This window comes from Corallococcus terminator (assembly GCF_049194865.1).
GTDB classification, from domain to species: domain Bacteria; phylum Myxococcota; class Myxococcia; order Myxococcales; family Myxococcaceae; genus Myxococcus; species Myxococcus terminator_A.
Window position 1 is genome coordinate 1 of the sequence record NZ_JBLZWL010000096.1, and the last position, 26,992, is coordinate 26,992.

Sequence of the window (26,992 nt, forward strand, 5' to 3'; positions counted from 1 at the left end):
AAAGAGGGATGGGGGCCCTGTTGAGGGGGAGGGCGGGTGAAGAGGGGCCGAGGAGTGCCACAGACGGGGTGCGTGGCGGCGAGCATCTCGATCGTGACGCGATTGCGGCGCGCTATCGCGACGCCATGCGCGTGCTGCTGGGTTGATGCTTGTAGCGAGGAGCTTGTTCTGCCCTATACCGCGAACAGATCCACCTGACGCGGCATCGCTCCTTCCAACCGCAGCAGGAACTGCTTGGTCGGCAATCCGCCGCCGAAACCGGTGAGGCTGCCGTTTGTGCCGATGACGCGATGACAAGGGAGCACGATGGGAATCGGATTGCGCCCATTGGCCGCGCCCACCGCGCGCGTCGCCGTGGGTCTGTCCAGGCGCAGCGCGAGTTCGGCGTAACTGATCGTGCCGCCAAATGGAATGTTGGCGAGTTCCAACCACACCTGGCGCTGGAACTGCGTCCCCTGCGGCGCCAGAGGCAGTTCGAAGCCCCGGCGTTTGCCCGCGAAGTATTCGTCCAACTGCTTCTGAGTGTCCCGCAGGACCGCGTGGTCGCCTTCATGCCAATCCTCGCCACGACGCATCGGGTGGCGCGGTGTATGGAACTCGATCAGCCGCAGGCCCTCGTCATTGCCGGCAATCAGCAACGCCCCGACCGGGCTTTCGATGTGGCGATAGAACAGGTTGCTTTGCATTACGCGGTCACCTTTGCCTTCCTGATGGGTGGCCCCATTGAATCCTTCCACAGATGAATCACCGCATAGGCGCGCCAGGGACGCCAGGCTTCCGCCCGCGCGGTCAGCGCCTTCGCGCTCATGCGTGAACCATCGTTGGGTACCGCGCGCCGCAGCACCAGGTCGTCGGCGGGGAATGCATCGGGATGGCCCAATGCGCGCAGCGCGATGTCATGCGCGGTCCACGGGCCGATGCCGGGCAACGCGGCCCATCGCGCCGTGAAGTCGTCCAGCGTGCGCTCCGGCTTGAAGTCGACGTGGCCCTCCAGAAGTGCGCGCGCCAGGGTCCGTAAGGTCTGCGCACGCGCGCGTGTCAGGCCGATCTCACCCAGGTCGGCGTCGGCCAGCGCATCGGGCGTGGGGAAGATGTGGTCGAGTCCAGGCGCGAGGGGTGCGGGCAGTGGCTGGCCGAAGTGATGCGAAAGTCGCGTCGCCAGCGTGCGTGCGCCGGCGACGCTGACCTGTTGGCCGATGATCGCGCGCACCGCGCTCTCGAAGCCGTCCCAGCCGCTGGGAACGCGCAGTCCCGCGCGCTGCTTCAGCAACGGACGCAGCCGCGCATCGGCGCCGAGCGCTTCGATGATGGCCTGTGGATCCGCGTCGAGGTCGAACATGCGTCGCAGCCGATGGACGCTCTCCATCAGCTGCGAAGGGCGCGCGCCGTGCAGTTCGAGCCGCAGCGCATTGGCGTCCGCCAGGCGATGCGATGCGGGCCATTGCGAAACACGCAGCCAGCCCGGCGCATCGCTCGAGCCGAACATCCGCGAGTAACTCGTGGCATCCACCACTTCGACGCCGGGCAGCGCACGCCCGCGCAGGAAATCGAGCATCGCGATGAAGTCGTAGGGTGGGCGGTAACCCAGGCGCAGCGTCAAGGTCTCGCCGGGAACTTCGACGCGTTGCTTGCGCAGGTCGCGCGGAGCCATCCGATAGGCTTCGAGGAAGGCGGCGTTGAAGCGACGCAGGCTGGCGAAACCGGCCGCAAGCGCGACTTCGGTGATCGGCATCGCCGTTTCCGTCAGCAACTGTTTGGCGAACAACAAGCGTCGCGTGCCATGCACCCCCGTTGGCGACACGCCGAGGCGTTCGACGAACAGCCGACGCAGCTGGCGTTCGCCGATGTCGACGCGTTCGGCGAGCGCGGACAGTGGCTGTTCGTCGAGAACGCCTTGTTCGATCAGTTTCAAAGCGCGCGCCAACAGCGCATCGCCACGACGCCATGCGCCGTCGCCGGGTGACAGCTCCGGGCGACATCGCAGGCAAGGCCGGTAGCCGCCGGCTTCCGCGGCGGCTGCGCTGGCGTAGTACGTGAAGCGCTTGGCCATCGGCGCCGGACAGACGGGGCGGCAATAGATCTGGGTGCTGGTGACCGCGGTAAAAAACAGCCCGTCGAAACGTGGGTCGCGGGTGAGGCGTGCCTGCTCACAGGTGTTCGCGTCAGGGATCGCAGTGGCGTTGGCAAGCGTCGACATGAGTGCAGGCTAGCACCGCGCCGGGCGGCGGACTCGCCGGATTCGGACATCGTCATGAATGTCCGTTTCGTTCAGCGACTTTGTTCCGCCGCCGCCGCTCATACCGCTTTCATGGGTGGCGCATAAGAGGGAAGGGGGCCCTGTTGAGGGGAGGGAGGGTGCAGAGGGGCCGAAGAGGGCCGCAGACGGGCGGCCCGACCGATGCTCGCGGCCGGTGGACAGAGATTGCCCTGCTCTACCTCGTCATCTCCGTGCTCCTGCTCGCCGCAGGGCCAGGGAAGTTCGCGGCCGATGCGTGGCTGCAACGCAAGCTCGCGGCGTAGGCCGTGAGACCTGGTTCACAGCTTCCGTATGAACCGGGCCACAGCGACCCTCGAAGGGGGCTGCGACGATGCGTGTTGCCAGGAGTCACTCACTCCTGTGCTCACGCAGCAGCAGAGGGTCCGCGATATGTCCATGAATCCCCACATCCCATCCACCCCAGTCCCTCCGTCGACAACGACGGCCCACCACCCCCATCCATCGTTCCGGAGCCCGAGCAGCAAGCACTTGTTGCTGCTCGTGGCGTGGCTCGTCGCGTGCGGCCCGGTCAGTCCTTCGGAGCCTTCCGCTGACGACCCGAGCCCGGGGTTCGACGTCGCGGAGGTTCCACCGGATGCACCCGTGCATCACGTCTCCGTGAAGTTCCCGCTCGACTGGGAGCGCACGACGGTCGCCGCCCGGGAGCACCAGGGCTACCTCGTGCTCGGACACACCATCCTCGGCAAGGTGGAGCAGCTTCTTTCGATGAGCACCTCGGAGGTCCAAGCCCAGAGCCTGCCAGATGGCCCTACCTGGCAGAACAAACCCATCCTCTACTCGTTGGACAGCAACCTGTCCGCGAGTGTCGTGCAAGTCATTCGTGACGCGGCCACCTACTTCAACACCACCACCGAAGTGGATTGGCAGGAAGTGCCGGCCGCGACGACCAGCATGGTCAAGTTCCTGCCGAGCGGGTCCCAGAACAACTCTGGCTCTACGAGCTGGGGGCCACACACCCCCGAGTACGGATACTTCACCTGGGCAAAAGTGGAACTGGGCACCAAGGCGTCGGCGTCCGTGGTGCGCCACGAGATGATGCATGCGCTCGGTTTCTATCACGAGCAAGCCCGCCTCGACCGCGACACCTATGTGGATGTCATCTCCTCCAATGGCAACTCGGATATCAAGAACAGGAACCCCATCGGGCACTACGACCTCGTCTCGCGACTGCACTACGACTACTCCACGAGCGACTTCGTGTTCGACCTCAGAAACGACCCCAAGGTCCACACGCTCTTCCAGCGCGAGGTGCGCAAATACAACAACCTCCCGTCGGATCCCGTGGTGACGACGGAGACGGTCCGCCAATATGTGGGAGAAGGCGCGGAGTTGAGCTATCTCGACCGTTATGCGCTGAAGCTGAAGTACACCGTGAGCAACGATTCGCTGCCCTTCACGGTCAGCGCCACGGAAGAGACCGATCCGGTGAAGGTCGAGCAAGCCCAATTGTCGAGCGGGCAGAAGCTCCTCCGCCTGGGCATCACCAATCGCAGCGGACTCGACGCGGAGTCCTGGGCGCTTCGCATCGGATTCAAGGGAGAAGACACTCCCGCTCGGCTCGCACCGTTCGGCGTGCAGAATAACGGCTTCCTGTCGACCGGCCTGACTGCACCGCCCGCTCCGACGCCCCTCACACGCACCGAGGTCATCACGCCTCAAGAGGGGAACTCCCGCATCACCAACGGCAAGATCCTGTACGTGTATGTCGTGATGAACACGGGAGCAAACGGGGTGCTCGATGGCATCGGCTTCTGCCGGCTCAACTCCTTCGACTGCCTGACCACCCCCCTGCAAGGCCTGGACACGCTCCTCCCCGAGTGACGCCCGCAAGCGGCGCCGTCGAACACGCGCGAGACTGGAGAGGGGGCCCAAGAAGGGCCCCCTCCGTTCACCCGAACGCAGGGCGGGGAATGTGGGAGCAGTCCAGTTCTGTAGACACCCCACGCGCTTCGTCGAGGGGTCAGGAGGGGTTCGGCTCGCGGTGGACGAGTCGGGCCCGGCAGCGGGTGCGCCGAGCCTCCTCTTCGTGCACGGGCTCGCCCAGGGCCGAGGGAACTGGGACGAGGTGCTGCGAGGTCGACTGGCCGAGCGTCATCACCTCGTCGCCATCGACCTGCGCGGGCACGGGGACTCCGACAAGCCCGAGGGCGATGCTCCCTATGTTGACGGGGTCCACTTCGCGGGAGACCTCGCCGCGGTCATCCAGCAGCTCGGGTTGATACGGCCCGTCGTCGTGGCCTGGTCCTACGACGGTGTCGTCGTCGGCGACTACCTGCGGCGTCACGGCGACGACGCACTGGGTGGTTTGTTCTTCGTGGCGGCGGCGCTCAAGACGGGCAGGCCGGCGCGCGCGCTGTTCGGGCCGGGGATGATGTCCCTGGCTGCCCGGGGTGGGCCATATGCCCTTCCTGGAGGCGACAGCCCGGTTCGAGGATGCGCTGGAGTCCTTCGTGGCTCAGGCGCCCCCACCCTCGAGCTGAGCCAGGACAGCGGGCTCCAGGAGCGGCGCATGAGAGGGATGGGGTGAAGCCGGGACCCGGGCCATTGCAAGGACAGGACCCAGCCGGGCTGAAGCGCCGCGAGCACGGTGCGTGTCCGCGATTCCGTCATCATTCAGCAAGCATCCTCTGCCCGCATTAGCGCCAGGAGCGCGCCTCTCTATTTCTGGAGGCACCACCCGCACCTTCCGGGTGGTCTTCCCGAGGCCTTCCATGCACACACGTCCGTCATCGCAGGGTTCGTGGCGCTTCCTCTGTGTTCTCCTCCCCCTCCTCGTCGCCTGCGGCGACTCCGACTCCGGCAAGGACGCGGGCTCGCTTCCGGACTCAGGGACGCCTGACAGCGGCCTGCCTCCCGAGGACGCGGGGACTCCCGACAGCGGCCCACCTCTCGAAGACGCGGGCACGCCGGACAGCGGCTCGCCGCCCTGGGACGGCACGTACACCGTGCTCGAGGACCAGGGCGATTGGATCGACAGGGGCCGCTACGACACGTGCCAGTTCCTCGACGCCGAGAACCTGGACCCGCAGCGCTGCCAGAGCCTCTCGAGCTTCGACCTGTCGAGCTGCTCCACCGAGCAGCTCTCCGCCCTCGAGGGCCAGGGCATCTTCCAGCTCAGCACCCGCACGGAGCTGCGCGTCCGCGCGGACCGCCCCACCTCCACCTCCGTCTCCAACGGCAGCGGCGCCTTCCAGCTCAGCCTGGATGGCTCCAAGGACTCGATGGGCAATGCGCCCCTCCTGGCCCGCGTGACGGAGGGTGGCACCTTCTTCGTCGCGGGACGCCGCACCAACTGGACTCCCATGGGCGACGCCACCACCACCACCGCGTTCGCCGGCTGCCACGTCCCCTCACCCGGCGTCATCACCGGCTGTTACGTGTCGTGCTTCGACAGTCCCTTCTCCGGCTACAGCAAGACGCTCGGTACCTTCGAGGCCTACCGGATGACCTGGGTACCTGGCGAGGGCGAGTCCTCCGGTGGGCTCTCCCGCGTGGGAGAGGCCTCCACGCCCATCGGCCTGCCCGTGGACATCTACGTCGCCAAGGAGCACGCCTATGTCGTCTCACTGGGGCGGACCCCGCAGGTGGGTGGCCTGTCCGTCTTCGACGTGAAGGACCGGACGAACCCCACGCTCGTCAAGACGATCAGCATCGCCGGGGATGGTGCCTGGAACGGCGTCTGGGCAAAGGGGGACGCGCTCTACATCGCCAGCGACTCGTCGGGGCTCGTCGTCTTCGACATCAGCGACCCGGCCAACCCCGTCTTCGTGCGCCGCGCGGAGGGCCCGGCCCAAGTCCACACCGTGCTCGTCGAGGGCAACCGCGTCTATGCCAACAGCGCCGGCACGGGCACCTATGTCTATGACATCACCACGCCGCTCGAGCCCACCTTGCTCCAGCTCGTCACGCCCACGCCCGGGGGCTTCAGCGGCGGCCCGCATGACTCCTTCGTGTACGGGGACCGGCTCTACATCAGCAACGCGGACTCGGGCTTCTCCATCATGGACATCACCGACCTGGACAACGTCCAGCACCTCGGCAACTACACACCCCCGGGGTCCTTCGTCTACGCCCACCACAACGCGGTGGGCACCTTCGCGGGACGCACCATCGCCTTCGAGGGAGGGGAGGGCGCCGGCGCCCACTTGCGCGTGCTCGACGTGACGGACCCGACGAACATCCCGCTCATCGGCACGTTCCGCATGCGCGCCCCCGCGTCCATTCACAACCTGCTCCTGCGCGGCAACCTCCTCTACATCGCCTGGTACCAGGAGGGCTTGCGCGTCATTGACGTCTCCAATCCCACCCAGCCCCGGCAGGTCGCCCACTTCAACACCTTCCGCGAGGACCACCCGGACCAGATGCCCGGCAGCCTCGAGGGCGCCATCGGCGTGCGCATCCCCGGTGACGGCTACGTGTACGTCGTGGACTCGGCGCGCGGCCTCATCATCCTCGACGAGCTGTAGCGGCGGAGTCGTGCCCGGACCCGGTGGAGTGTTCCCCGGGTCCGGGCCCACGGCCCGCGCTCCACCGGCCGCCGGAAGCTGTCCGCCTGGGCGTGCTCCGGTTCGGTGGACAGACTGACGATGCCGCTGCCCATTCGAACTTGGCCGGCGCACAGTCACTTTGTCGGGGATTTCCTTCCCGTTGCGCGACCCGGCCCCTCTCCGCACAGCAGCTCGGAGAGCCGCAGGTCCGGATTCGCGCACGCAACCTCCAGGAGTCTCTGGAAGTCCTCCACGATGCGCTCCACCGTTCGCGCTTCGTAGAGGTCGCCATTGGCCTTGGCTGTCACCGAGACGCTGTCCTCCGACTCGGAGATGAAGAAGAACATGTTGACCATCAGGTTGCCGCTCTGGGGGATGCTCAGGCGGTCAAGCTGAAGTCCTTCGAGCGCGAGCTCGGATGCCCCGGCTTTCTGGAAGGTCTGCAGGTTCAGGCCGGGAAAGGTGCGCGCGCTCTGGCTGTCTGGGTTCTGCCCGATCATGTCCAGCACGCGCTGATAGGGCAGGGCGGAGTGCGCGAGCGCGCCAAGCACCGACTCGCGCACCCGTGCGAGCAACTCCTGGAAGGTGGGGTCTCCCTCCAGGTGGGTGCGGATGAGGACGATGTTGGTGAAGCAGCCAATGAGGTTCTCCACGTCGAGATGCTCGCGGGTTCCGATGTTGCTGAAGACAGAGACATCCCGAGCGCCGCTGCGCAATGCGAGCAGGGACTGGTAGGCGGCCATCGCAATCATATACAGCGTGGCGCCTTCTCGCTGGCTGAGCGCCTTGATGGCGGCGGACAGCCTCGCCGGGAAATGGGACGTCGCTGACAGCGTGCTGTAGCTGCGCGTGTCCGGGCGAGGCTTGTCCAGGGGGAAGTCGACCATGCTCACCCCACCAGCCAACTGCCGGCGCCAGTAGGACTCGAGCGACTCGAGGTGCGCCCCGCGCAGCTGCTCATGCTGCCACCATGCGAAGTCCGAGTACTGGATACGCAGCTCGTGCAGGAGCGGCTCCTCGCCGCGGGAGCAGGCCTCATAGGCCAGGCCGACCTCCTGGATGAGGATGGCCTCGGACCAGCCATCCCAGGCGATGTGGTGTGTCATCACCAGCAGCACGTGCTCCTCGGGCCCGAGCATGTAGAGCCACGCCCGGAACATCGGCGAGGCCAGGAGATCGAACGGCAGCGACGTGTCCTGCGTCACGCGGTGGCGCACCTCTTCTTCGCGCTCTTCCCGAGGCATCCAGGAGAACTCCCGCTGATCCAGCCGCACCGGCTCTGGCGGGGACACCTGGAAGACGAAGCCCTCATCGCTCCGGGCGAAGTGGGTCCGCAGGACTTCATGACGCTCCACGAGCGCGGTCAGGGCCCGCTCGAGCGCCGGGATATCCAGCCGCCCGGTGATGCGGACACACAGCGGGACGTTGCCAGTGCTCCTGGGACGGCTCGGGTTCGAGCCCGCGTAGCCGAGCCACCGGCGCTGCGCGATGGAGGCGGGGCCCGTGGCGCGCCCGAGTGCGGTGGGGCGCTTCAAGGCGAGCCGCGCGGACACCTCCGTCTCGGCTCCTCCGGTTCGCGAAACATCCGCGCCGAGCTGCTCCAGGGCCCGCGCGAGCGCCTCGAGGTTCCGGTGCTCGAAGAGCGCGCCCAGGGGGAGGGCGACACCAAAGGCGGCTCGGATGCGCGACACGACCTGGATGGCGAGCAGCGAGTGGCCTCCCAACTCGAAGAAGTCGTCGTCCAGTCCTGGCCGCGCGGCCCCCAGCACTTCGGTCCAGAGCATGGCCAGTCGCTGCTCTGTCCCCGTGCGGGGCTCCAGGTACTGACGCCCTTGCGAGCCGGTGGACTCGGGAGCTGGCAGCGCGCGCCGGTCCACCTTGCCGTTGGGCGTCAGCGGGAGGCTGTCGAGCAGCACGAGCGCCGAGGGCCGCATGTACTCGGGCAGCGTCTGGCGCAGGACGTCCTTGAGGGAGGCGGAGCTTGTCCCCGGCGCGACGACGTAGGCCACGAGGCGCTTGTCACCCGGCGCGTCCTCGCGCACGAGGGCGATGGCCTCGCGCACCTGGCCGTGCCGGCGCAGCGCGGCTTCGACTTCGCCGAGCTCGATGCGGAAGCCTCGCACCTTCACCTGCTGGTCGATGCGGCCGCCGTACCGTAGCGAGCCGTCCTCCCTCCACCGCACCCTGTCCCCGGTGCGGTACATCCGGGTCCCCGGCTCAGGACTGAAGGCATCGGGGACGAACCGCTCCGCCGTCAGCTCCGGGCGGCCGAAGTAGCCGCGCGCCAGGCCGGCGCCGGCCAGATACAGCTCTCCTTCCACGCCCACCGGTACGGGCTGCAGCAGCGCGTCCAGCACGTAGGCCCGCGTTCCCGTCAGGGGGCGGCCAATCGCTGGCTCACTTCCATCCCTCGGGGCCTGGGCCCACGTCGAGTACGTGGTGTCTTCAGTGGGGCCGTACAGGTTGTTGACGCGCTCCACGTGGGGAGCGGCCAGATGGATGGACTTCACCAGGGCGCCGGGCAACGGCTCACCGGCAAGGTTCACCGTGAGGACCGAGGACGGAATGGCCCGCGCGCGCACCAGCTCCGTCATGGCGGAAGGCACGGTGTTGATGAGCGTGACGCGACTGGCGGCCGGCAGCTCCGGCAGCTCCAGCGCGTTCTGGGCCAGCACCACGGCGCCGCCGACCGACAGGGGCGCGAAGAACTCGAAGACGGACAGGTCGAAGTTGATGGATGTGGAGGCCAGGACCCCCGCGAGCTCCGCCTCTGAGAATGCCCGGGCGGCCCAGCGCAGGAAGGCCACCGCGCTCCGGTGCTCCAGTGCGACGCCCTTGGGCCCGCCGGTAGAGCCGGAGGTGTAGAGGACATAGGACAGGTGCTCCGCGGTGACGCCGGAGCGCGGGCCGTGCGTCCGCGCTTCCGCGAGTGCGGGGCCCGTGTCCAGCTCCACTCGTGTTGCGTCGCAGGGGGGCAGCGAGTCCAGGAGCTGGCGTTGGCCCACCAGGACGAGCGGCCTTGCGTCCTCCAGCATGACCGCGAGGCGCTGGCGCGGGTAGGCCGGGTCCAGCGGCACGTAGGCACCGCCCGCCTTGAGGATGCCCAGCAGGCTCACCAGCAACGACGCGGAGCGCTCGGCGCAGACGCCCACTCGCACCTCCGGCCCCACGCCCAACCCGCGCAGCCGGTGCGCCAAGTGATTGGCGCGCTGATCGAGTTCTCGGTACGTCAGTGCCTCGGTACCGGCCACCAGGGCCACGGCGTCCGGCGTGTGCAGGGCCTGTTGTTCGAAGAGGGTGTGCAGGCACAGGTCCGATGGGTCCGTCGCGCCGCCATCGCTCCAATCCACCAACAGCTTGCGCCGCTCGGCCGCGTCCAGCAGCGGCAGCGAGAAGACGGGTTGCTCGGGATGGACCACGAGCCCTTCCAGCAGGACCCGCAGGTGCCCCAGCAGCCTCGCCATCGTGGCCTGCTCGAACAGGTCGGTGTTGAACTCCAGGACTCCTGACAGTCCCTCCGCCGACTCCGACAGGGACAGCGTCAGGTCGAACTTCGCCGTGGAACCTCCGCCGGCCTCGGCTGCCTCCATCCGCAGTCCCGGCAGGCGAATGGAGGAGACGGGCGCGTTCTGCAGGATGAACATCACCTGGAAGAGCGGAGCGCGGCTGAGGTCGCGCTCGGGCTGAAGCTCCTGCACCAGCTTCTCGAAGGGGACATCCTGGTGGGCATAGGCGCCCAGCGTCACCTCGCGCACCTGGGCCAGCAGCTGGCGAAAGGACGGGTTTCCCTCCAGCCGGGCGCGCAGCACCAGCGTGTTGACGAAGAAGCCGATGAGGCCCTCGGTCTCCGCACGGGTGCGGTTTGCGATGGGCGAGCCGACGCAGACGTCGTCCTGGCCCGAGTAGCGCGCGAGCAGCAATTGCCACGACGCGAGCAGCACCATGAAGGGCGTGGCCCCTTCGCGCCGCGCCAGCGCCGTCACCGCCTCACTCACGCTCCGGGGCAGCGTGACTGGCAGCCTCGCGCCCCGGTGGGTTTGCACCGCCGGACGCGGCCTGTCGGTCGGCAGCTCCATGGCGGAGGGGGCTCCGGCCAGCTGCTCGCGCCACCAGTCCAGCTCCTGCTTCAGCACGTCGCCCTGGAGCCACTGGCGTTGCCAGACCGAGTAGTCCGCGTACTGCACGGCCAGCGGCGCGAGGTGGGCGGGAGGTCCGCCGGTTCGCTCGCGGTAGTACGCGCCCAGCTCTCTCACCATGATGGCCGAGGACCAGCCGTCCGAGATGATGTGGTGCAGCGTCACCAGCAGCAGGTGCTGCTCGGGCGTGAGGCGCACCAGCGTGGCGCGCACCAGCGGCCCGCTCGCGAGGTCGAACGGCCGCTGCGCCTCCTCGTGTACCAGCCGCCGCGCCTCGTCCTCCCGCACGGCTTCGCTCATGGCGGACAAGTCACTCACTGGCAACTCCAGCGGAAGCCCGGCGTGGACGTGCTGTGTGGGCTCGCCATCGCGGACGACGAAGGTGGTGCGCAGGGACTCGTGCCTCCGCACCAGCGACTGCAGTGCTTCGCGCAGGGCCCCCACGTCCACGGCGCCCTCGAGCTTCAGTGCCGACGGCAGGTTGTAGGTGGCCGCGCCCGGCTGAAGCTGGTCGAGGAACCACAGGCGCTGTTGGGCGAAGGAGAGGGGAATGACGCCGTCGCGCGGCGCGGGTCGCAGCGGCGGCGGTGCGAGTCCGGGGGAGCGCTTCGCGGCGTCCACCTGACGAGCGAGCTGCTCGACGGTGGGCGACTCGAAGAGGACGCGCAGGGGCAGCGTCACGCCCAGCGCGGCGTGGATGCGCGAGACGACCTGGGTGGCGAGCAGGGAGTGCCCGCCCAACTCGAAGAAGCTGTCGGTGGCGCCTACGCGTTGCGGGCCCAGCACCTGGGCGAAGAGTCCAGCAAGCTGTTCCTCCGTCTGGGTACGCGGCGCGACATACGGACGGCGGGAGTCCTGCTGCTCCGGAGCGGGCAGGGCCTTCCTGTCCACCTTGCCGTTGGGCGTCAGCGGGAAGGCGTCCAGCGCGATGAAGAACGAGGGCACCATGTGCTCGGGCAGGTGCTCGCGGAGGAAGTCACGCAGCGCGGAGGTGTCCAACGTGTCCTCGGCCCGTGCCGACGGAGTGGGTACCACGTAGGCCACGAGGCGCCCATCACCGGAGGCGTCACGATGGACGCTGGCCACCGCCTGTTGGACGGACGGGTGGCGTGAGAGCACCGCTTCGACTTCACCCGATTCGATGCGGAAGCCGCGCACCTTCACCTGGAAGTCGGTGCGGCCCAGGAAGTCCAGCGTGCCGTCATGGCGCCAGCGCGCCAGGTCTCCGGTGCGGTACAGGCGGCCGCCCGGGACACCTGAGAAGGCGTCCGGCACGAAACGCTCGGCGGTCAGCTCCGGCCGGCCGAGGTAGCCGCGCACCACGCCGTCACCGGCGATGAAGAGCTCGCCCGGCGCTCCCGTGGGCACGGGCTGTCCGGACGCGTCCAGCACGTACAGGCGCGTATTCGCGATGGGCGCGCCAATGGAGACCGTCGCCACGCCCGTGTCGCCGTCGCTGACGGAGTGGGTGGAGGACCAGACGGTGGTCTCCGTCGGGCCGTACAGGTTGGTGAGGGTGGCGGAGGGCAGGGCCTCGCGCAGCCGCGCGGCCAGGTGCCCGGGCATGGCCTCGCCGCCGACGAGCAGGTGGCGCAGTGAGCCGAGGGCCGGGACGGACTCGGCGGCCAGCACCCTGCCGCGGGCAAAGGCGGGAGTGCATTGCAGGTGAGTGATGGCGTGGCGACTCAGCGCCTCATGCAGGGAAGGCGCCGTGCCTCGGCGAGAAGCGGTGCGCTCATCGTGCAGCACCACGTGGTAGCCGCGCGTCAGCGTCCACAGCAGCTCCAGCACCGAGATGTCGAAGGAGATGCTGGTGACGGCCAGCCAGATGCCCGGCGTGGATGTGCCCAGCAGCGCGTCCATGGCGCCCAGGAAGTTGGCGGCGGTCCGGTGCGGCACCATGACGCCCTTGGGCAGGCCGGTGCTGCCTGACGTGTAGATGACGTACGCGAGGTGATCGGGCATCGAGGCACCGGGTGCGCGCGCTTCGTCACTTGTCTCCTCGTCGATGAGCAGCACCGGAACGCCCGTGGCGGGCAGGGTGCCCAGCAGGTGGCGCGAGGTGAGCAACACCTGGGCTCCGGAGTCCTGGAGCATCCACGCGAGGCGCTCGGTGGGGTAGTCCGGGTCCAGCGGGAGATAGGCTCCGCCCGCGTGGAGGATGGCCAGCATTGCGGCCACCATGTCGGGTGAGCGCTCCAGCGACAGGCCCACGAGGGTATCCGAGCACACGCCGAGCCGTTGGAGGCGCGCGGACAGGCGCAGCACGCGCTGGTGGAGCTGGCGGTAGGTGAGGTGCTCGTCGACGAAGGAGAGCGCGGGGGCGTCCGGCGTGCGGGTCACTTGCGCCTCGAACTGCTGGTGCAAGCAGGCGGAGTTGTAAGCGCGGGTGGTGTCGTTCCACGCGCGCAAGACCTGGTCGCGCTCGTCACCGGTCAGCAACGAGACGTGGCCCAGGCGCTCCTCGGGCCGTGCCAGCAGGGCCTCCAGTGCCGCGCTCCAGTGGCGTAGCAGGCGCTCGGGAGCCGCCGCCTCGAAGCGGGCCGCGTCGAAGAGCAGTCGCAGCTCCAGCGAGGCCCCAGGGATGACGTAGGCCTCCAGCGCGGTGTCCGCCTGCTCCAGCGCGCGGAAGTCGCGGATGCCCAGCTCCGCGCTGGCCGAGCCCACCGCCGCGTCCACCGGGTAGTTCTCCAGGATGAAGAGCGACTCGAAGAGGGGCGTGCCTCGCGCGACGTCGCTCCACCCCTGCACGCGCACCAGCGGCGTGTGCTCGTACTGGCGCAGCTCCAACTGCTGCTCCTGCAACCGCTTCAGCCACGAGAGCACAGGGGCTTGATCGTCCACCTGGATGCGGATGGGCAGCGTGTTGATGAACAGGCCCAGGGCGCGGTCGATACCGGGCAGCACGGTGGAGCGGCCGGAGCCGGTGGCGCCGAAGAGGATGTCCTGCTCACCGGTGAGCCGCGAGAGCACCAGCGCCCAGGCGGCCTGCACCACGGCGTTGAGCGTGAGCTGGTGCTGGCGGACGAACGCCTGCAGCGAGGTGGTGGCCCGCGCGCCCAGGTGGACACGCAGGTGCTTGCGCTGGAGGGCCGCACCGGTCGACTTCGGCAGCGCGCCGGGCAGCGGCGTGGGGGCGGTGAAGCCTTTCAGGGCCTCGCGCCAGAACGCCTCCGCCGCCTCCAGCGGCTGCTGCTGGAGCCAGGCGATGTGCTCACGGAAAGCGGGTGCGTCGCTTCGGGCCGGGGGCTTCCTTCCGACGCGCACCGACGCGTAGGTGGTGAAGAGCTCCTGGAAGAGCAGCCCCAGGCTCCAGCCATCCAGCACCAGGTGGTGGAACGTCCAGAGGACGTGGTGGGTGCGTTCGTCCAGGCGCACCACCGTCAAGCGCATCAGCGGTGGCGTGCGCAGGTCGAAGCCTCGTGCGCGGTCCTCGTCCAGCAGGGACTGGAAGCGGGAGGGGTGCTCGGCTTCAGGGACGCCTCGCCAGTCGAGTTCGCTCCACGGCAGCTCCGCGCGCGCATGCACCTGCTGCAGCGGCTCCTCCATGCCTTCGGTGAGAAATGCAGTGCGCAGCATGGGCTGGCGTGCCACCACCACGTCCCACGTGCGGCGCAAGGCGCCCAGGTCCACCGTGCCCCCGAAGGTCCACGTCAGCTGCGTGACGTAGACGCCCGAGGCTGGCGCCATGCGGGTGTGGAAGAGCATGCCCTGCTGCAGGGGGGAGAGCGGATAGAGGTCTTCCACCGCCGTGCCCGAGGGCAGCAGTCGGTCCAGCTCAGCCTGCTCCAGCCGGGCCAGCGGGAAGTCCGTCGGTGTGTAGCGGTGCACGTCCGCCGACTCTCGCGCGGCGATGAGCTCGCGCAGCGCTCCCAGGAAGCGCTGCGCCAGGAGCTGGATGGTCTCTTCCCGGTGCGCGGCCTGGCTGTACGTCCATGCCAGCGTCAGCCGGCCCTCGAAGACGTAGCCGTTGACCTCCAGGAGATGGGAGAGCGGGGCCTCGGGAGCGCGCGTGGCGCCCATGGGCTCGCGCGTGGCGTGGAAGGGAAGCGTCATGCCGCCCTCCGGCGCCTGGTTGAACTGGCCCAGGTAGTTGAAGAGCACCTGCGCTCGCGGCTGCGTGCGCAGCCTGCGGGCCTGCTCCGGGTCCGCCAGGTGGCGCAGGAGGCCGTAGCCCAGGCCTCGCCGGGGCAGCCGCCGCAGCGTGTCCCGCACCGCGCGCAGCCGGTCACCCAGGCTGGCTGTGTCCGAGACATCCAGCACCACGGGGTAGAGCGCGGTGTGCCAGCCCACCGTGCGCGACAGGTCCACGTCGTCGAAGAGGGCTTCGCGACCGTGGCCTTCCAGCTCCACGCGCAGCTTCGGCTGCCCCGTCCACCGCGTGAGGCTTTCGGCGAGTGCCGTCAGCAGCACGTCGTTGATGTGGGCTCGCCACGCGGTCGGCGTCTCCCGCAGCAGCAGGCGCGTCTCTTCCTCGTCCAGGGAGACCTCCACCACGCGCGAGGACGCCACGGAAATCTCACCGCCGGGCCCGTCCATGGGCAGGGCGTGTGCCTGCGCCTGGCCCTGCTCCAGCCAGTAGGGCAGCTCGCTCGCGACGCTCTCGGAGCTGGCGAAGATGGCCAGCTTGGAGGCCCACGTCTTGAAGGAGGTGGATTTGGGCGGCAGGGTCACCGGGCGGCCCTGCGTAATTTGTACGTAGGCGGTGCCCAGGTCCTCCAGCAGCGTGCGCCAGGAGACGCCATCCACCGCGAGGTGGTGCACCGCCAGCAGCAGCTTCTGTTCCTGCTCCGGGCCGAAGTCGAAGAGGGCGGCGCGCAGCAGCAGTCCCTCGTCCAGGCGCAGGCTGGCGTGCAGGCGGGTGGCTTCGGCCTCCAGCGCCTGGGATGAGTCCTCACCGGACGCGGAGGAGAGGCGGATCTGCTCCAGGCGCATGGGGGCTTCGAGGCCCGCGAGCTGCTGTTGCCAGGTTCCGTCCAGGCGGCGCGTGAAGCGCAGCCGGAGCGCGTCGTGGTGTGCGACGACGGCGTGCAGCGCCTTCTCCAGGCTCGGGACGTCCACCTTCTCGCTCGCGGAGAGCATGACGGCCTGGTTGAAGTGGTTGGCCTGGGGCAGGTGCTTCTCGAAGAAGTCGTGCTGGATGGGCGTCAGCGCCACCTCGCCCAGCACCAGCCCCTGCTCGGCCCGCGGTGTGCCCTGCTGCTTCGCCACGCGCGCCAGGGCCTCCAGCGTCTGGTGTTGGAATAACTGGCTGGCCGCCAGGTGCAGGCCTGCCTGGCGTGCTCGCGAGACAACCTGGATGGCGAGAATGGAGTCGCCACCCAGCTCGAAGAAGTTGTCGTCCGGGCTGACGCGGGGCACGCCCAGCAACTGCGTCCAGACGGCGGCCAGTGCCTTCTCCTGGGGTGTACGCGGCTCGACGCGGTCACCACCGGCCTCGGGCGGCTTCGCGTCCGGTGCGGAGAGGGCCTCGCGGTCCACCTTGCCGCTGGGCGACAGCGGCAGCTCCCGCAGCACGACGAAGGCCGAGGGCACCATGAACTCGGGCAACCGCTCGGCGAGAGCGGTGCGCAGCGCCTGGACATCCAGCGCGGCTCCCTCTTCCGAGGCCGAGGGCACGCAGTAGGCGACGAGGCGCACGGTGCCGGGCACGTCTTCGCGCACCAGCACCACCGCCTCGTGAACCGAGGGGTGCTCGCGCAGGGCCGCTTCAATCTCCCCCGGCTCGATGCGCCTGCCGCGCACCTTCACCTGCGTGTCCACCCGGCCCACGAAGTCCAGCGTGCCGTCCTGGAGCCAGCGCACCATGTCCCCGGTGCGGTACAGCCGTGCCCCGAGCTCGCCGCTGAGCGCATCCGGCACGAAGCGCTCTGCCGTCAGGTCCGGCCGCCCGAGGTAGCCGCGCGCCAGCCCGTCGCCTCCGACGTACAGCTCTCCTGGCACACCGCGCGGCACGGGCCGCCCGTGAGCGTCGAGCACGTACAGTCGCATGCGGGCCAGGGGCCTACCGATGGGCACCGAGGTGGCCCCCGCCGGAAGGCTCAACAGGGGGTGGAAGGTGGCGCACACCGTGACCTCGGTGGGGCCATAGAGGTTGACGAGCTGTCCGGGACGGCCGGCGTGCAGGACCTGTCGCACGGCCTGGGGAGAGGCCTTCTCTCCACCGAAGAAGACGTAGCGCATGGCCGAGAAGGCGGAGGGCTTCTCGTGGGCCACCTGGTTGAAGAGGGCCGTGGTGAGCAGCGCGCAGGTGGCCTTCACCTCGGCCAGCCGCAGCGCCAGGTCCTCCGGAGAGAGCAAGACATCGCGGGGGATGATGACCAGCCGCGCGCCGTTGAGCAGCGCGCCCCAGAGCTCGAAGGTGGCCGCGTCGAAGGAGGGCGTGCCCACCTGGGCCATGCAGTCGTCCGGGCCCAGGTCCACGTAGTTCGTGTCGCGCACCAGGTGGACGATGGAGCGGTGCGAGATGGCCACGCCCTTGGGCTTCCCCGTGGATCCCGACGTGTAGAGGACGTACGCGAGCTGGTCCGAGGAGACGCGGATGCCCGTGGGCGGCTCGACGGGTTCGCGGGAGATGACCGGCCAGTCCGAGTCCAGGCACACGGTGGGCCGCGAGTGCGGAGGCAACAAGGGCCGCAGTGGCTGCTGCGTGAGCACCACGGCCACGCTGGAGTCCTCGAACATGAAGGCCAGTCGCTGGCGGGGGTAGGCTGGATCCAGCGGCACGTAGACGCCTCCGGCCTTGAGGATGCCGAGCATGCCCGTGACAAGGTCCGGGCCCCGCTCGACGCACAGGCCGACGCGCGCCTCGGGCCGCAGCCCCAGGGACAGCAGGTGGCGCGCGAGCTGGTTTGCGCGCGCATCCAGCTCGGCGTAGGTGAGGGTGCGGCCCTCGTGCTCGACGGCCACGGCCTGGGGTGCCCGCGCGGAGTGGTGCGCGAACAGCTCATGCATGGGCATGTCCCGTGGGTACTCCGCGCGCGGGCCATTCCCATCCACCAGGAGCTGGCGCTGTTCCTCGGCGTTCATCAAGGGAAGCGCGGACAGCCGCTGGTCCGGGTTCGCGGCGACTGCGTCCATCAGCGTGTAGAAGTGCCCGCGCAGCCGCTGGAGGGTCGCCGCGTCGAACAGGTCGGTGTTGTATTCGAACCAGCCGAAGATCTCGTCCGGCCGGTCCTCGCGCAGCTCCAGGAGCAGGTCGAACTTGGCCGAGCCCGGGTCCACGAGGAGGTACGTGGACTTCAGCCCCGGCATGGACAGGTCCTGGCGCGGGGTGTTCTGGAAGCCGAACATGACCTGGAAGATGGGGTGACGGCCCAGGTCGCGAGGAGGATTGAGTTCCTCCACCAGCTTCTCGAAGGGCAGCTCCTGGTGCGCGTACGCCGCCATGCACACCGCCTTCGCGCGCCGGAGCAGATCGCGGAAGGTGGGGTCGCCGTCCAGGTGGTTGCGCAGCACCAGCGTGTTGACGAAGAAGCCGATGAGTGACTCGAGCTCCGGCACGTTGCGGCCGGCGATGGGTGAGCCGACGGTGATGTCCGTCTGCCCCGAGTACCGGTGCAGCAGCGTCTGGAAGGTCGCCAGCAGCGTCATGAAGAGGGTGGCCCCCTCCTGCTGGGCGACCTCCTTCAGCGCGCGCGTCAGCGCCACGGGCAGGGTGACGAACTGGCGCGAGCCCCGGTAGGTCTGCTCCGGGGGGCGGGGCCTGTCGGTGGGCAGCTCCAGCGGCGCGGGCAGCGTGCGCAGGTGCTGCTTCCAGAAGTCCAGCTCCGCGCGCAGCCGCTCGCCCTGCATCCGCCCGCGCTGCCACGCGGCGAAGTCCGGGTATTGAATCACCAGCTCCGACAGGTCCGCCGCCTGACTGGTGACTTCCGCCGCATAGAGCGCCATCAGCTCGCGCACGAAGACGCCCAGCGACCAGCGGTCGGTCACCAGGTGGTGCATGGTGACGAGCGCCACGTGGTCATCCGGCCCCAGCCGCAGCACCTTGCCGCGCAGCAGCGGCCCGCGCGCCAGATCGAAGAGGCGCTGCGACTCCTCGCGGGTGCGCCGCTCCACCTCCGCGTCCTGTGCTTCCTTGGGCAGGTGCGAGATGTCCTCGATGGGGATGTGCAGCCGCAGCTCCGACAGCACCACCTGCACGGGCATGCCGTCGTCGCGCGCGGCGAAGACGGTGCGCAGCGAGTCGTGGCGCCGCACCACGCCGTTCACACACCGCTCCAGCAACAGGATGTCCAGCGCGCCAGTGAACTGGACGGTGATGTGGACGTTGTAGGCGGAGGAGCGGCCTGCCTCGAGCTGGTCGACCACCCACAGTCGCTGCTGGGGGAAGGACACCGGCGCCGGTCCCAGGTCCTGGCGCTTTGGGATAGTTCGCTCGACGGCCTTCGTGGAGGCTGCCTGGAGCTGCCCCTTTTTCTCCTGGAGCAGCAGTTCGTACAGCGCGCGCTGCTTCGGGGTGAGCTGGTCGGGGTTCTTCGAACTACGGTTCATGGAGGAGGCTCTCAGGTGGGGTGCGGACGCCCGTCTTCACGGCTCAAGTCCCGCGAAACCGCGTCATGAGGCGAGCGGTGAGCGTCACCCGCATGAGTTCGGCTGCCGCAGCGGCCGGAGCCCACGGGACCCTTCACCGGGAAGAAGTCTGCCGCCCGGCGGGCATGCGCCACAATGGGGTGCCTTCCACCCGGCTGGGGCAGGTCCAGCAGCGCCGGTGGCATGAAGCGCCGGATTCCTCAAGCTTCTCGGGGCCGGTGAATCTGCTTGGATGCTTCATGGCGTTCGTCCCTCAAGATGGAAAGCAATGACGCGGAGAAGAGCATGACGCTGCGCTGGGTCACGGTGGTGCTGCTGGCATTGCTGGGAGCAGGCTGCGCGAGTTCAAGGGAGGTGCGACTGGATACGGGCGAAGGACGGCCCTTCGTCCACGAGCCGCGCACGGATGCAGAGCCAGTCAGGCTGGAGCCTGATGAGTTCACCGAGGCGGTCCAGCAGTTGGCGCGCACCACCCCTCCTTTCGCTCGGTCGAGGGACGCCGCGATGCGGCTGTTCCACCTGGACCCTCCTCGTGCCTCAGCTCATGTGCGGGGGCGCCTGGGACTGGTCTCCGTCGAGGAGCCGCGGCGAGGGCGCCTTCTGGTGGCCGAAACGCCGGACACGGAAACGGAGCTGGCGAGTGCCTACGGGCGCTGGTGCCAGCGTCAGGAGCAGTCCCGTGACTGCCTCCATCTGCTGGACGAGGGAGTCGCCCTGGACGAGGAGGGCAAGCGCACCCTGGCCTTTCGTCTGGCGCTGGATTCGGTCTGGGACGAAACGGAGGAGGCCCTGGAGGGGCTGACGGACAAGGAGTCGATGATGACGATGCTCGCCACGACGGGCGCCGTCTACTTCGCCTTGTGGCTGCTGCCCGAGCCCCTGCTTTCGAAGGGCATCGCGGCGACGCTGACGGTGGCGCTCATCGCCTACTTGGGATGGGACACGGTGTGGAGCCTCGTGCAGGGCTGGAGGGTGCTGGCGAAGGAGGTGGAGGAGGCAACCACCTTTGATGGGATTCAGGACGCGGGAGATAAGTACGGAGAGGTGATGGGGAGGAACGCCGCGCGGGCGTTCGTCATGCTGGCAATGGCGGCGCTGGGAGGCACGGCGCAGACGCTGGCGGCGCGGATTCCCACGCTCCCTGGCTCCGCGCAGGCTGCGCTGGTGGGAGCAGGGCAGGGCGGCTTCAGGTTGTCTGCAGCGGGGCAGGTCACCTCCGTGGCGGTGGCAGCGGGAGGTGTCATCACCATCGCGCTGGACCCGGAGGCTTTCGCGGAGACGGCACGCGGTACGCAAGCCGTGGCGTCCGAGCCGGTGGCGACGAGTGCCCACGAGCACCACATCGCCACCAACAAGTGGTGGGACTCCTTCAACAACGGTGGTCCGTGGTCACCGGAGTTCAAGAAGCTCTTCGACCGGGCGGGCATGTCCCTCAATGACGCGGCCAACAAGGTTCGCGTACCTGGCCACAAGGGGCCTCACCCAGAGGCGTACCACCTTGAGGTCTTTCGCCGATTGCAGCGAGCGACGTTCCGTTGCCGGAGTATCCAGCAGTGCCGAGACGGATTGACGGCGGAGCTGAATCGGCTGGCCATGGAGATATCCAAACCAGGCACCCTGCTCAATAAGATGGTGACGCGCACCGAGTGATGCGAGGAGTGCTTCATGGCGAAGCGATACTTTGATCTATTGGATGACATGGGGGCCCAGGGGCGCTGGTTGCTGGGAGACCCAACGGATTCACAGGGAAAGGAGGTGGACGACCCGTGGCAGTTCGCGGATGGCCGTCCCGTTGTGATTGAAGAACGACTCCAGATTCCCATCGACCATCCCGGGAAGCCTCTCGATTTCTCCCTGGCTGGCGTCGGTGTCACCCCCATTGTTCACGAGAGGGTCGCGAGCATCTTGACGGAGCTGGCGCCTGATGCCGTACAGGCCATTCCAGTCGACGTCGCCGGAGAGTCCGAGCCCTACTACATCCTCGTTGCTACTCGACTCATCCGGTGCATCGATGACCAGTTGTCCGCGGAGGTGCAGTACTGGAAACCGGAGGATGGTCGACCGGACAGGCTCGGCGACTACCGGGCTGTACATGACATGCGCATCGACCCGACGAAGGTGGGCGATGCGAAGGTGTTCCGAACGTGGGGGTGGAGCATCGCGCTCATCGTGTCCGAGGACATCAAGGATGCGATGGAGCGAGCGGGTGTCACGGGGGCGAAGTTCCAGGAGGTCACCGGTCCGAGCGCCATCAGCCCAGAGGAGCGAGCACGCAACCATCAGCTCATGGCGCTGGCGGATCAGGCAGACGCTGCCCGCCAAGTCTTCTGGCGCACCCTGGGGAAACTGGATGAAGAGGTCATCATTCCCATTGTCGTCGGAGGCAACTGGCCGGCCCGGCGTCAGATGTGGCGTGTCATCCACCGCGAGAATGGGCGGACCCTGCTGGTGACACACGGGCTCTCGGACTTCTTCTTCGTGGACGGAGTGGATCCCGAGCCGTCCGTGGGCTTCGGCCTGGAACTGGCTTTGGAGACGAATGAGCCCCAGGCGCATGTCGAGAAGAGCTGGCTCCTGCAGTTGCTGGAGCGGGTGGGGGACGAAATCGCGGCACACGAAAGTGTGCGTGGGAAGGTGAAGGCAGGCTTCCTCTCCATGGAGGTCTCTGGCCAGGGAATGCCCGAGCCTCTCCTGACAAAGGATGGCCGGGTGGGGGTGCTGCTAGGCATGGAGTCGAGCACGCTGCCTGTCCGCTTCACCATGCCAGCCGGAGAGGTCCGGCTGGTCACAGTCAAGGTGTTGATGCCCGCGGAGCTTGCGTATCTGCTGGAGCACGGAACGCGCGGCCGTGAGGAACTGGTGCGGCGCTTCGCCCAAGATGGGCAGGCGCATCTGTCCCGCGCCTGGCGCCAGCCCGTGGTGTGACGGACTCAGCCAGCCTGCGTCCTCCTCAAGGCTTCGTCGCGCGCCGGGCCCGCTCCATACTGTCCTGGCACTCGGCGGGTGCCTCACGCAGGCCCGCGCAGTGTCGGAAGGCCTCTTCCGCCTCGTCGAAGCGCCGCTGCTCCATCAACACCGAGCCCAGGAACTGCCAGACGAAGGGGTCCTCGGGTGCGAGCTGCGAAGCCTTGGCGAGGGCCTGCAGTGGATGGTCTGGGTTGAACTTGATCGCCAGGAGGAGGTGCCGCTTCGCCATCGCGGTGTCGTGCCGCAGCAGCGCGATGAGGCCCTTGTTGGCGTGCAGCTCGGGGTTCTGAGGACTGAACTCAAGGCCCAGGTCGCAGTGCACTTCCGCCTTGTCCAGGTTCCCCCTGGCCAGCTCATCCCCACACTGTTCGACGGCGTTGGGATGGAGTCCGCACTCAATGACCGGCGGGTCATGCGCACAGGCACCGAAGAGCAGCGTGGCCACGGAGCACAGTGCGAGAGCGGGTCTTCGGATGCGCATGCGGGGGAATCCTAGTCCGGGCGGGTATCGAGTCTGCCCGCGGCCACGAGTCCATCCGCTCTCCTCAATCGCGGGGGGATGACTGGTGTCAGGGTGCTGATGACCACAGACATCAGGGCGCGCTCGCGGCCTTCTGAGTCCCTGCCTCCAACCCATTGAAATCAGGGAGGGGCCTTGGCCACATCCGGCCACCTTTGCGTGGCATGTCGGGTGCAATCAGACAGGACATCGCCGCACTGACCGACCCCACCCGCTGCACTGTTTGAGGAGCCCCCCCATGCGTACTCGCCGCCTCGGTTCGTCCCCCTCCCGCTCCGCGACGCTCCCTTCCTCCTCCTCTTCGGTGTCCAAGCCCAAGCCCCCCGCGCGCGCCAACACGCTGCCCGCCTCGTCGCCGTCCTCGCAGACGCTGAAGCCCTCGCAGACGAAGCCCGCCGCGAGCACGCCGACGGCGCCGGAGTCCAAGCCGCTGAAGCACCCGGGCATGCCCGAGGGCGGCCCCACCTACAGCCCCTGGGAGAAGACCACGGGCCAGGCCTCGGACATCATGGTGAGCGGTGGTGACAACAAGCTGACGCCGCCCCCGGGAGCGAAGCAGAACATGCTCGTGGACCGGCCGGGCCGGCCCTTCGAGCAGGACACGTACGGCGGAGGCAAGCTGAGCGGCAACGTGGGCTCGATGCAGGCGTCCACGTCGAACTACAGCGGCAATGGGGTGCGCTACCACTCGGCGCAGGCCGAGGTGAACGGGCCAGGCGCGGCGTACGAGCTGCAGAAGACGCACGCGGGCCGGTTCGGTGTGACGAGCGGCCAGCTGACCGCCGAGGCGAACAGCTTCAAGGGGCAGGCGCAGGCCGGGTACTCGCTGGACAGGAACTCGCACGCGTACACGGGAGCGCTGACGGCGAAGGCGGAGACGGGCGTGGGCGTGGGGGCGAGCGCGAGCCACGACTTCAACCGGCACGTGGGCGGCTACGTGAAGGGCGAGGCCAAGGCCTCCGCCAACGCCTACGCCGAGGGCGTGGCCAGCCTGGATCCGAGGACGGCGACGGCGATGCTCTCGGGGCAGGTGGGCGCGTCCGCGACGGCGGGCGCGTACGGCACTGCGGGCGGGCACCTGGGCCGGCTGCACGGCTCCGTCACCGGCGGAGTGGTGGCGGGCGCTGCGGCGCAGGCGGGAGGCAAGGTAGGGCTGGAGAATGGCTTCTTCAAGACGGCAGCGGACGTCAACGCCGCCGCGGGAGTGGGCACCCACCTGAAGTCCGACGTGGCGGTGGACCTGCGCCACCACATCAAGCCGGGAATCGCGTCGGGCCTGCGTCCCGCGCTGGGCAACGCCGCGAGCGTGGCCTCTCCTGCGAACACCCTTCAGCCCGAGAAGTCGCGCCTCGAGAACCTCTTCGCCCGCGCCTTCCACACGGCCTGATTCGTCTCGGGGCGGCGGCTTCGATTCCCTCCGCCTCCACTAAAAGCAACCCGCCGCTCTCAATCACACTTCCTCTGAGGAAAGGGGGCGGGGAAATCGGTTCTTGTCGGACCCAAGTGAGCGCGGCATGGCCATGAAGGCTCGTGAGAGCGATCAATACGTCAAGGTGTTGTTCGGGTTGGAGCAAGACGAAGATTGCTACCCTCCAGCGGTGGCGGAGACGCCCTGGGCTGTCCGGGTTGGCGACGGGCTCTTCCAGCTCGACAACATTCCCTTCTTCGTGCGCGGCCTCGCGGTGAATGACATCGTGCTCGCGACCCCCGAGGAGGGCGTCTTCCGCTACAAGGAGGTCGTCCAGCCGTCGGGGCACTCACCCCACTCGGGCCCACCATCCGCTTAACCATCTGCGTCTTGAATGCGTCTGTGTATGGCACTGCAACCGCCTGCGCTCGCCCCCATTGGGTGGTCAGCTCGGCAGATCAGCCGAGGCGACATCTTCCCTGACACAGGAGGCCGCCGCGAGGTGTCACGAAAGCCTTGGTCTCGAATCTCCCGCCAGAGTTCGCAGGCGTTCTCACACCCCGCGACTTGTCGCCGCGTCAGGTACTCCAAATAAGGGTCGAGGATGCTCGGTCTGGGCACGCGCGCCGCGCGCTCGGGGAAGACTTCGGCGGCGGCGTATTTGCGCACCGTCCCTCGCGCAAGTCCCAGGGTGCGACTGATTCTCAGCAGGGGTTCCCCGGCCAGGTGACGCCGCCGTACGGCTTCGTATGCAGCGACACGCCGGGAGCGGCTCTCCTCTCGGGCGTGAGCATCGGCGTGAGTTCGCGAGAAGCTGGTGTGACGATGTGCGGGAGGAGTGTCTCCGCTCGACACGGCTGGTAGTGCTCGAAGGAGGGGGTGAGCGCTGGTCATCCAGCGTTCCATCATTTGCCGTCCATTCAGCAGCAAGTGCCAGCGGTCCGCCACCTGCTAGAGCGCCGATCAGGAATCAGCCCGAGGAAAATCGATCGCTTACGAGCACGGTCGACGCGGGCTGTCGCCGAGTGCTCAGGTCACCTCCTCACGGAGGTGCCACTTGGACCGATGGAAGCCCACGATGGAGTGCAGTGCCCGCGAGCAGAAGCTCCTGAAGCTCGCCGGCAAGAGTCGGAAGCTCTTCGTCTTTCTGCGCGAGCACCGGCACGAGTTGTTCGACGACGCTTTTCAGGCCGAGTTGGAGTCGATGTATCGACAGACGGGCCAGGGTGAAGCCGCGCAGCCGCCTGCGCTGATGTGCATGGGCCTGTTGCTACAGGCCTACCTGCAGACTTCCGATGCGGAAGCGGTGCGTCTGTCGGCGAGCGACCGCTGCTGGCGGTTGGTTCTCGGAACGCTCGATGATGAAGAAGACGCGCCCGCGTTTTCGCAGGGCGGGCTGCAGCAGTTCCGCGAGCGCCTCATCGCGCACGAGATGGACCGTCGGCTGCTCGAGCACACCGTCGAGGTGGCGAAGCGGACGAAGGGGTTCGATTCGAAAAAGACGCCGAAGACGTTGCGAGTGGGGGTCGACAGCCGCCCTTTAGAGGGAGCCGGGCGGGTTGAGGACACCATCAACCTGCTCGGCCACGCAGGCCGCAAGGTGGCCGAGTGCATGGCGCTCGCGCTCGGCACTGACGTCGAGGAGGTGTGTCAGCAGGCCGATGCGCCGTTGCTGAGGGCCAGCAGCATCAAGGCCGGCCTCGACATCGACTGGAGTGCGCCCGACGCGAAGCTCGACGCACTCAATCGCCTGTGCCGACAACTCGACCGCCTCATGGCCTGGGTGGCGAAGCAGTCGAAGTCGTGCGTCGAGGCGCCGCTGACGCGTTACATCGAAGCGCTCGCGCAGGTGCGCGAACAGGACCTCGAGCCTCGCCCCGAAGGAGGCGTTCAGATTCGACAAGGCGTGGCAGCCGACAGGCGCATCTCCATCGAGGACGCCGACATGCGCCACGGGCGTAAGAGCAAGAGCAAGCGCTTCAATGGCTACAAGCAGCACGTCGGCATCGACCTCGACACCGAGCTCGTGGTGGCCTGCGCCGTGTCACCCGCCAACCGCCCCGAAGACGAGGCGACGGACGCACTGCAGGAAGACATGGCCCACCAGGACCTCTATCCCGACGTTCTGCTCGTCGACAGGGCATACCTCAACAGCACGATGGCCGAGGACGTGCTGGCCAGCGGCGGCGACCTCGTCTGCCGGCCGTGGCGAGGAGCCAGCGCGAAGCCGGGACTGTTCGGCAAGCGCGACTTCAAAGTGAACATCCGCGACGGTACCCTCACGTGCCCCGCGGGTGAGGTGGAGCCCTTCGAGCCCGGCGCCGTCGTGCACTTCGACCCGGAAGCCTGCGGACCGTGCAAGCTGCGCCCCAGTTGTACCCAGGCCGCATCCGGTAAGGGGCGCAGCGTCACGATGGGCGATGACGAGCGGCTCCAGCATCGCCTTCGCTCACTTCTGCAGTCGCGCGCGGGCCGCGCACAACTCCGCGAGCGGGTCGGCGTCGAGCATCGCCTGGCTCATCTCGCCAACCGCCAGGGTCCGAAGGCCCGTTACCGAGGCACGCGCCGCAACCTCTTTGACCTCAGGCGACTCTCGGTCGTCCAAAACCTTGAGGTCGCCGCGCGCTTCCAGCTCGCGGCGTGACCTAACCTGTTCGGCGCTCT

At 68.2% G+C, this 26,992-nt stretch carries 13 protein-coding genes and 1 pseudogene; 9 read left to right on the forward strand and 5 right to left on the reverse strand.

What is annotated here, in order from left to right; all coding sequences use genetic code 11:
• Positions 1–173 precede the first annotated feature (173 nt).
• The gene (locus ACN469_RS29150; protein WP_498773035.1) at positions 174–686 is read right to left on the reverse strand and encodes a methylated-DNA--[protein]-cysteine S-methyltransferase; all 513 of its coding nucleotides are present in this window, start codon (positions 684–686) and stop codon (positions 174–176) included.
• Entirely contained in the window at positions 686–2,197 is a 1,512-nt protein-coding gene (locus ACN469_RS29155) for a DNA-3-methyladenine glycosylase 2 family protein (RefSeq protein ID WP_498773037.1), read from the reverse strand. Before ACN469_RS29155 ends, ACN469_RS29150 begins: the two co-directional genes overlap by 1 nt.
• Positions 2,198–2,355: 158 nt before the next feature.
• On the opposite strand from ACN469_RS29155, the gene ACN469_RS29160 reads away from it, so the two are divergent.
• The 4 genes from ACN469_RS29160 (at position 2,356) to ACN469_RS29175 (ending at position 6,744) form a co-directional block, all read left to right on the forward strand.
• The gene (locus tag ACN469_RS29160; protein ID WP_498773039.1) at positions 2,356–2,520 is read left to right on the forward strand and encodes a hypothetical protein; all 165 of its coding nucleotides are present in this window, start codon (positions 2,356–2,358) and stop codon (positions 2,518–2,520) included.
• Positions 2,521–2,860: 340 nt separating this feature from the next.
• On the forward strand, positions 2,861–4,099 hold the full coding sequence (locus ACN469_RS29165; RefSeq protein ID WP_498773041.1) for a M12 family metallopeptidase: 1,239 nt from the start codon (positions 2,861–2,863) through the stop codon (positions 4,097–4,099).
• Between the two features lie 160 nt (positions 4,100–4,259).
• On the forward strand, positions 4,260–4,805 hold the full coding sequence (locus tag ACN469_RS29170; RefSeq protein WP_498773043.1) for an alpha/beta fold hydrolase: 546 nt from the start codon (positions 4,260–4,262) through the stop codon (positions 4,803–4,805).
• 184 nt (positions 4,806–4,989) lie between these two features.
• On the forward strand, positions 4,990–6,744 hold the full coding sequence (locus ACN469_RS29175; RefSeq protein WP_498773045.1) for an LVIVD repeat-containing protein: 1,755 nt from the start codon (positions 4,990–4,992) through the stop codon (positions 6,742–6,744).
• 155 nt (positions 6,745–6,899) lie between these two features.
• Here the strand turns inward: ACN469_RS29175 and ACN469_RS29180 are convergent, their stop codons facing one another.
• Positions 6,900–19,394, reverse strand: a complete 12,495-nt coding sequence (locus tag ACN469_RS29180; RefSeq protein WP_498773047.1) for an amino acid adenylation domain-containing protein — start codon at positions 19,392–19,394, stop codon at positions 6,900–6,902.
• A 324-nt stretch (positions 19,395–19,718) separates the two neighbouring features.
• Here ACN469_RS29180 and ACN469_RS29185 point away from each other — a divergent pair, with 324 nt between their 5' ends.
• Positions 19,719–21,083, forward strand: a complete 1,365-nt coding sequence (locus ACN469_RS29185) for an AHH domain-containing protein (RefSeq protein WP_498773049.1) — start codon at positions 19,719–19,721, stop codon at positions 21,081–21,083.
• A 15-nt stretch (positions 21,084–21,098) separates the two neighbouring features.
• Positions 21,099–22,358 (forward strand): imm11 family protein, encoded by a 1,260-nt coding sequence (locus ACN469_RS29190; protein WP_498773051.1) that lies wholly within the window; start codon positions 21,099–21,101, stop codon positions 22,356–22,358.
• A 25-nt stretch (positions 22,359–22,383) separates the two neighbouring features.
• Here ACN469_RS29190 and ACN469_RS29195 read toward each other — a convergent pair whose 3' ends face one another.
• Positions 22,384–22,881, reverse strand: coding sequence for a hypothetical protein (locus tag ACN469_RS29195; RefSeq protein WP_498773053.1), 498 nt, complete (start codon positions 22,879–22,881; stop codon positions 22,384–22,386).
• Positions 22,882–23,158: 277 nt separating this feature from the next.
• On the opposite strand from ACN469_RS29195, the gene ACN469_RS29200 reads away from it, so the two are divergent.
• Both ACN469_RS29200 and ACN469_RS29205 read left to right on the forward strand, forming a co-directional pair.
• Complete coding sequence (locus ACN469_RS29200; RefSeq protein WP_498773055.1) at positions 23,159–24,307, forward strand: hypothetical protein; 1,149 nt, start codon at positions 23,159–23,161, stop codon at positions 24,305–24,307.
• A gap of 127 nt (positions 24,308–24,434) precedes the next feature.
• Positions 24,435–24,707 (forward strand): DUF4265 domain-containing protein, encoded by a 273-nt coding sequence (locus ACN469_RS29205; protein WP_498773057.1) that lies wholly within the window; start codon positions 24,435–24,437, stop codon positions 24,705–24,707.
• Positions 24,708–24,820: 113 nt separating this feature from the next.
• Here the strand turns inward: ACN469_RS29205 and ACN469_RS29210 are convergent.
• Positions 24,821–25,279 (reverse strand): annotated as a pseudogene (locus ACN469_RS29210) (ISL3 family transposase); the annotation flags it as partial.
• A 106-nt stretch (positions 25,280–25,385) separates the two neighbouring features.
• Between ACN469_RS29210 and ACN469_RS29215 the strand changes: the two are divergent.
• Complete coding sequence (locus tag ACN469_RS29215) at positions 25,386–26,972, forward strand: IS1182 family transposase (protein ID WP_498765577.1); 1,587 nt, start codon at positions 25,386–25,388, stop codon at positions 26,970–26,972.
• Positions 26,973–26,992: the final 20 nt, after the last annotated feature.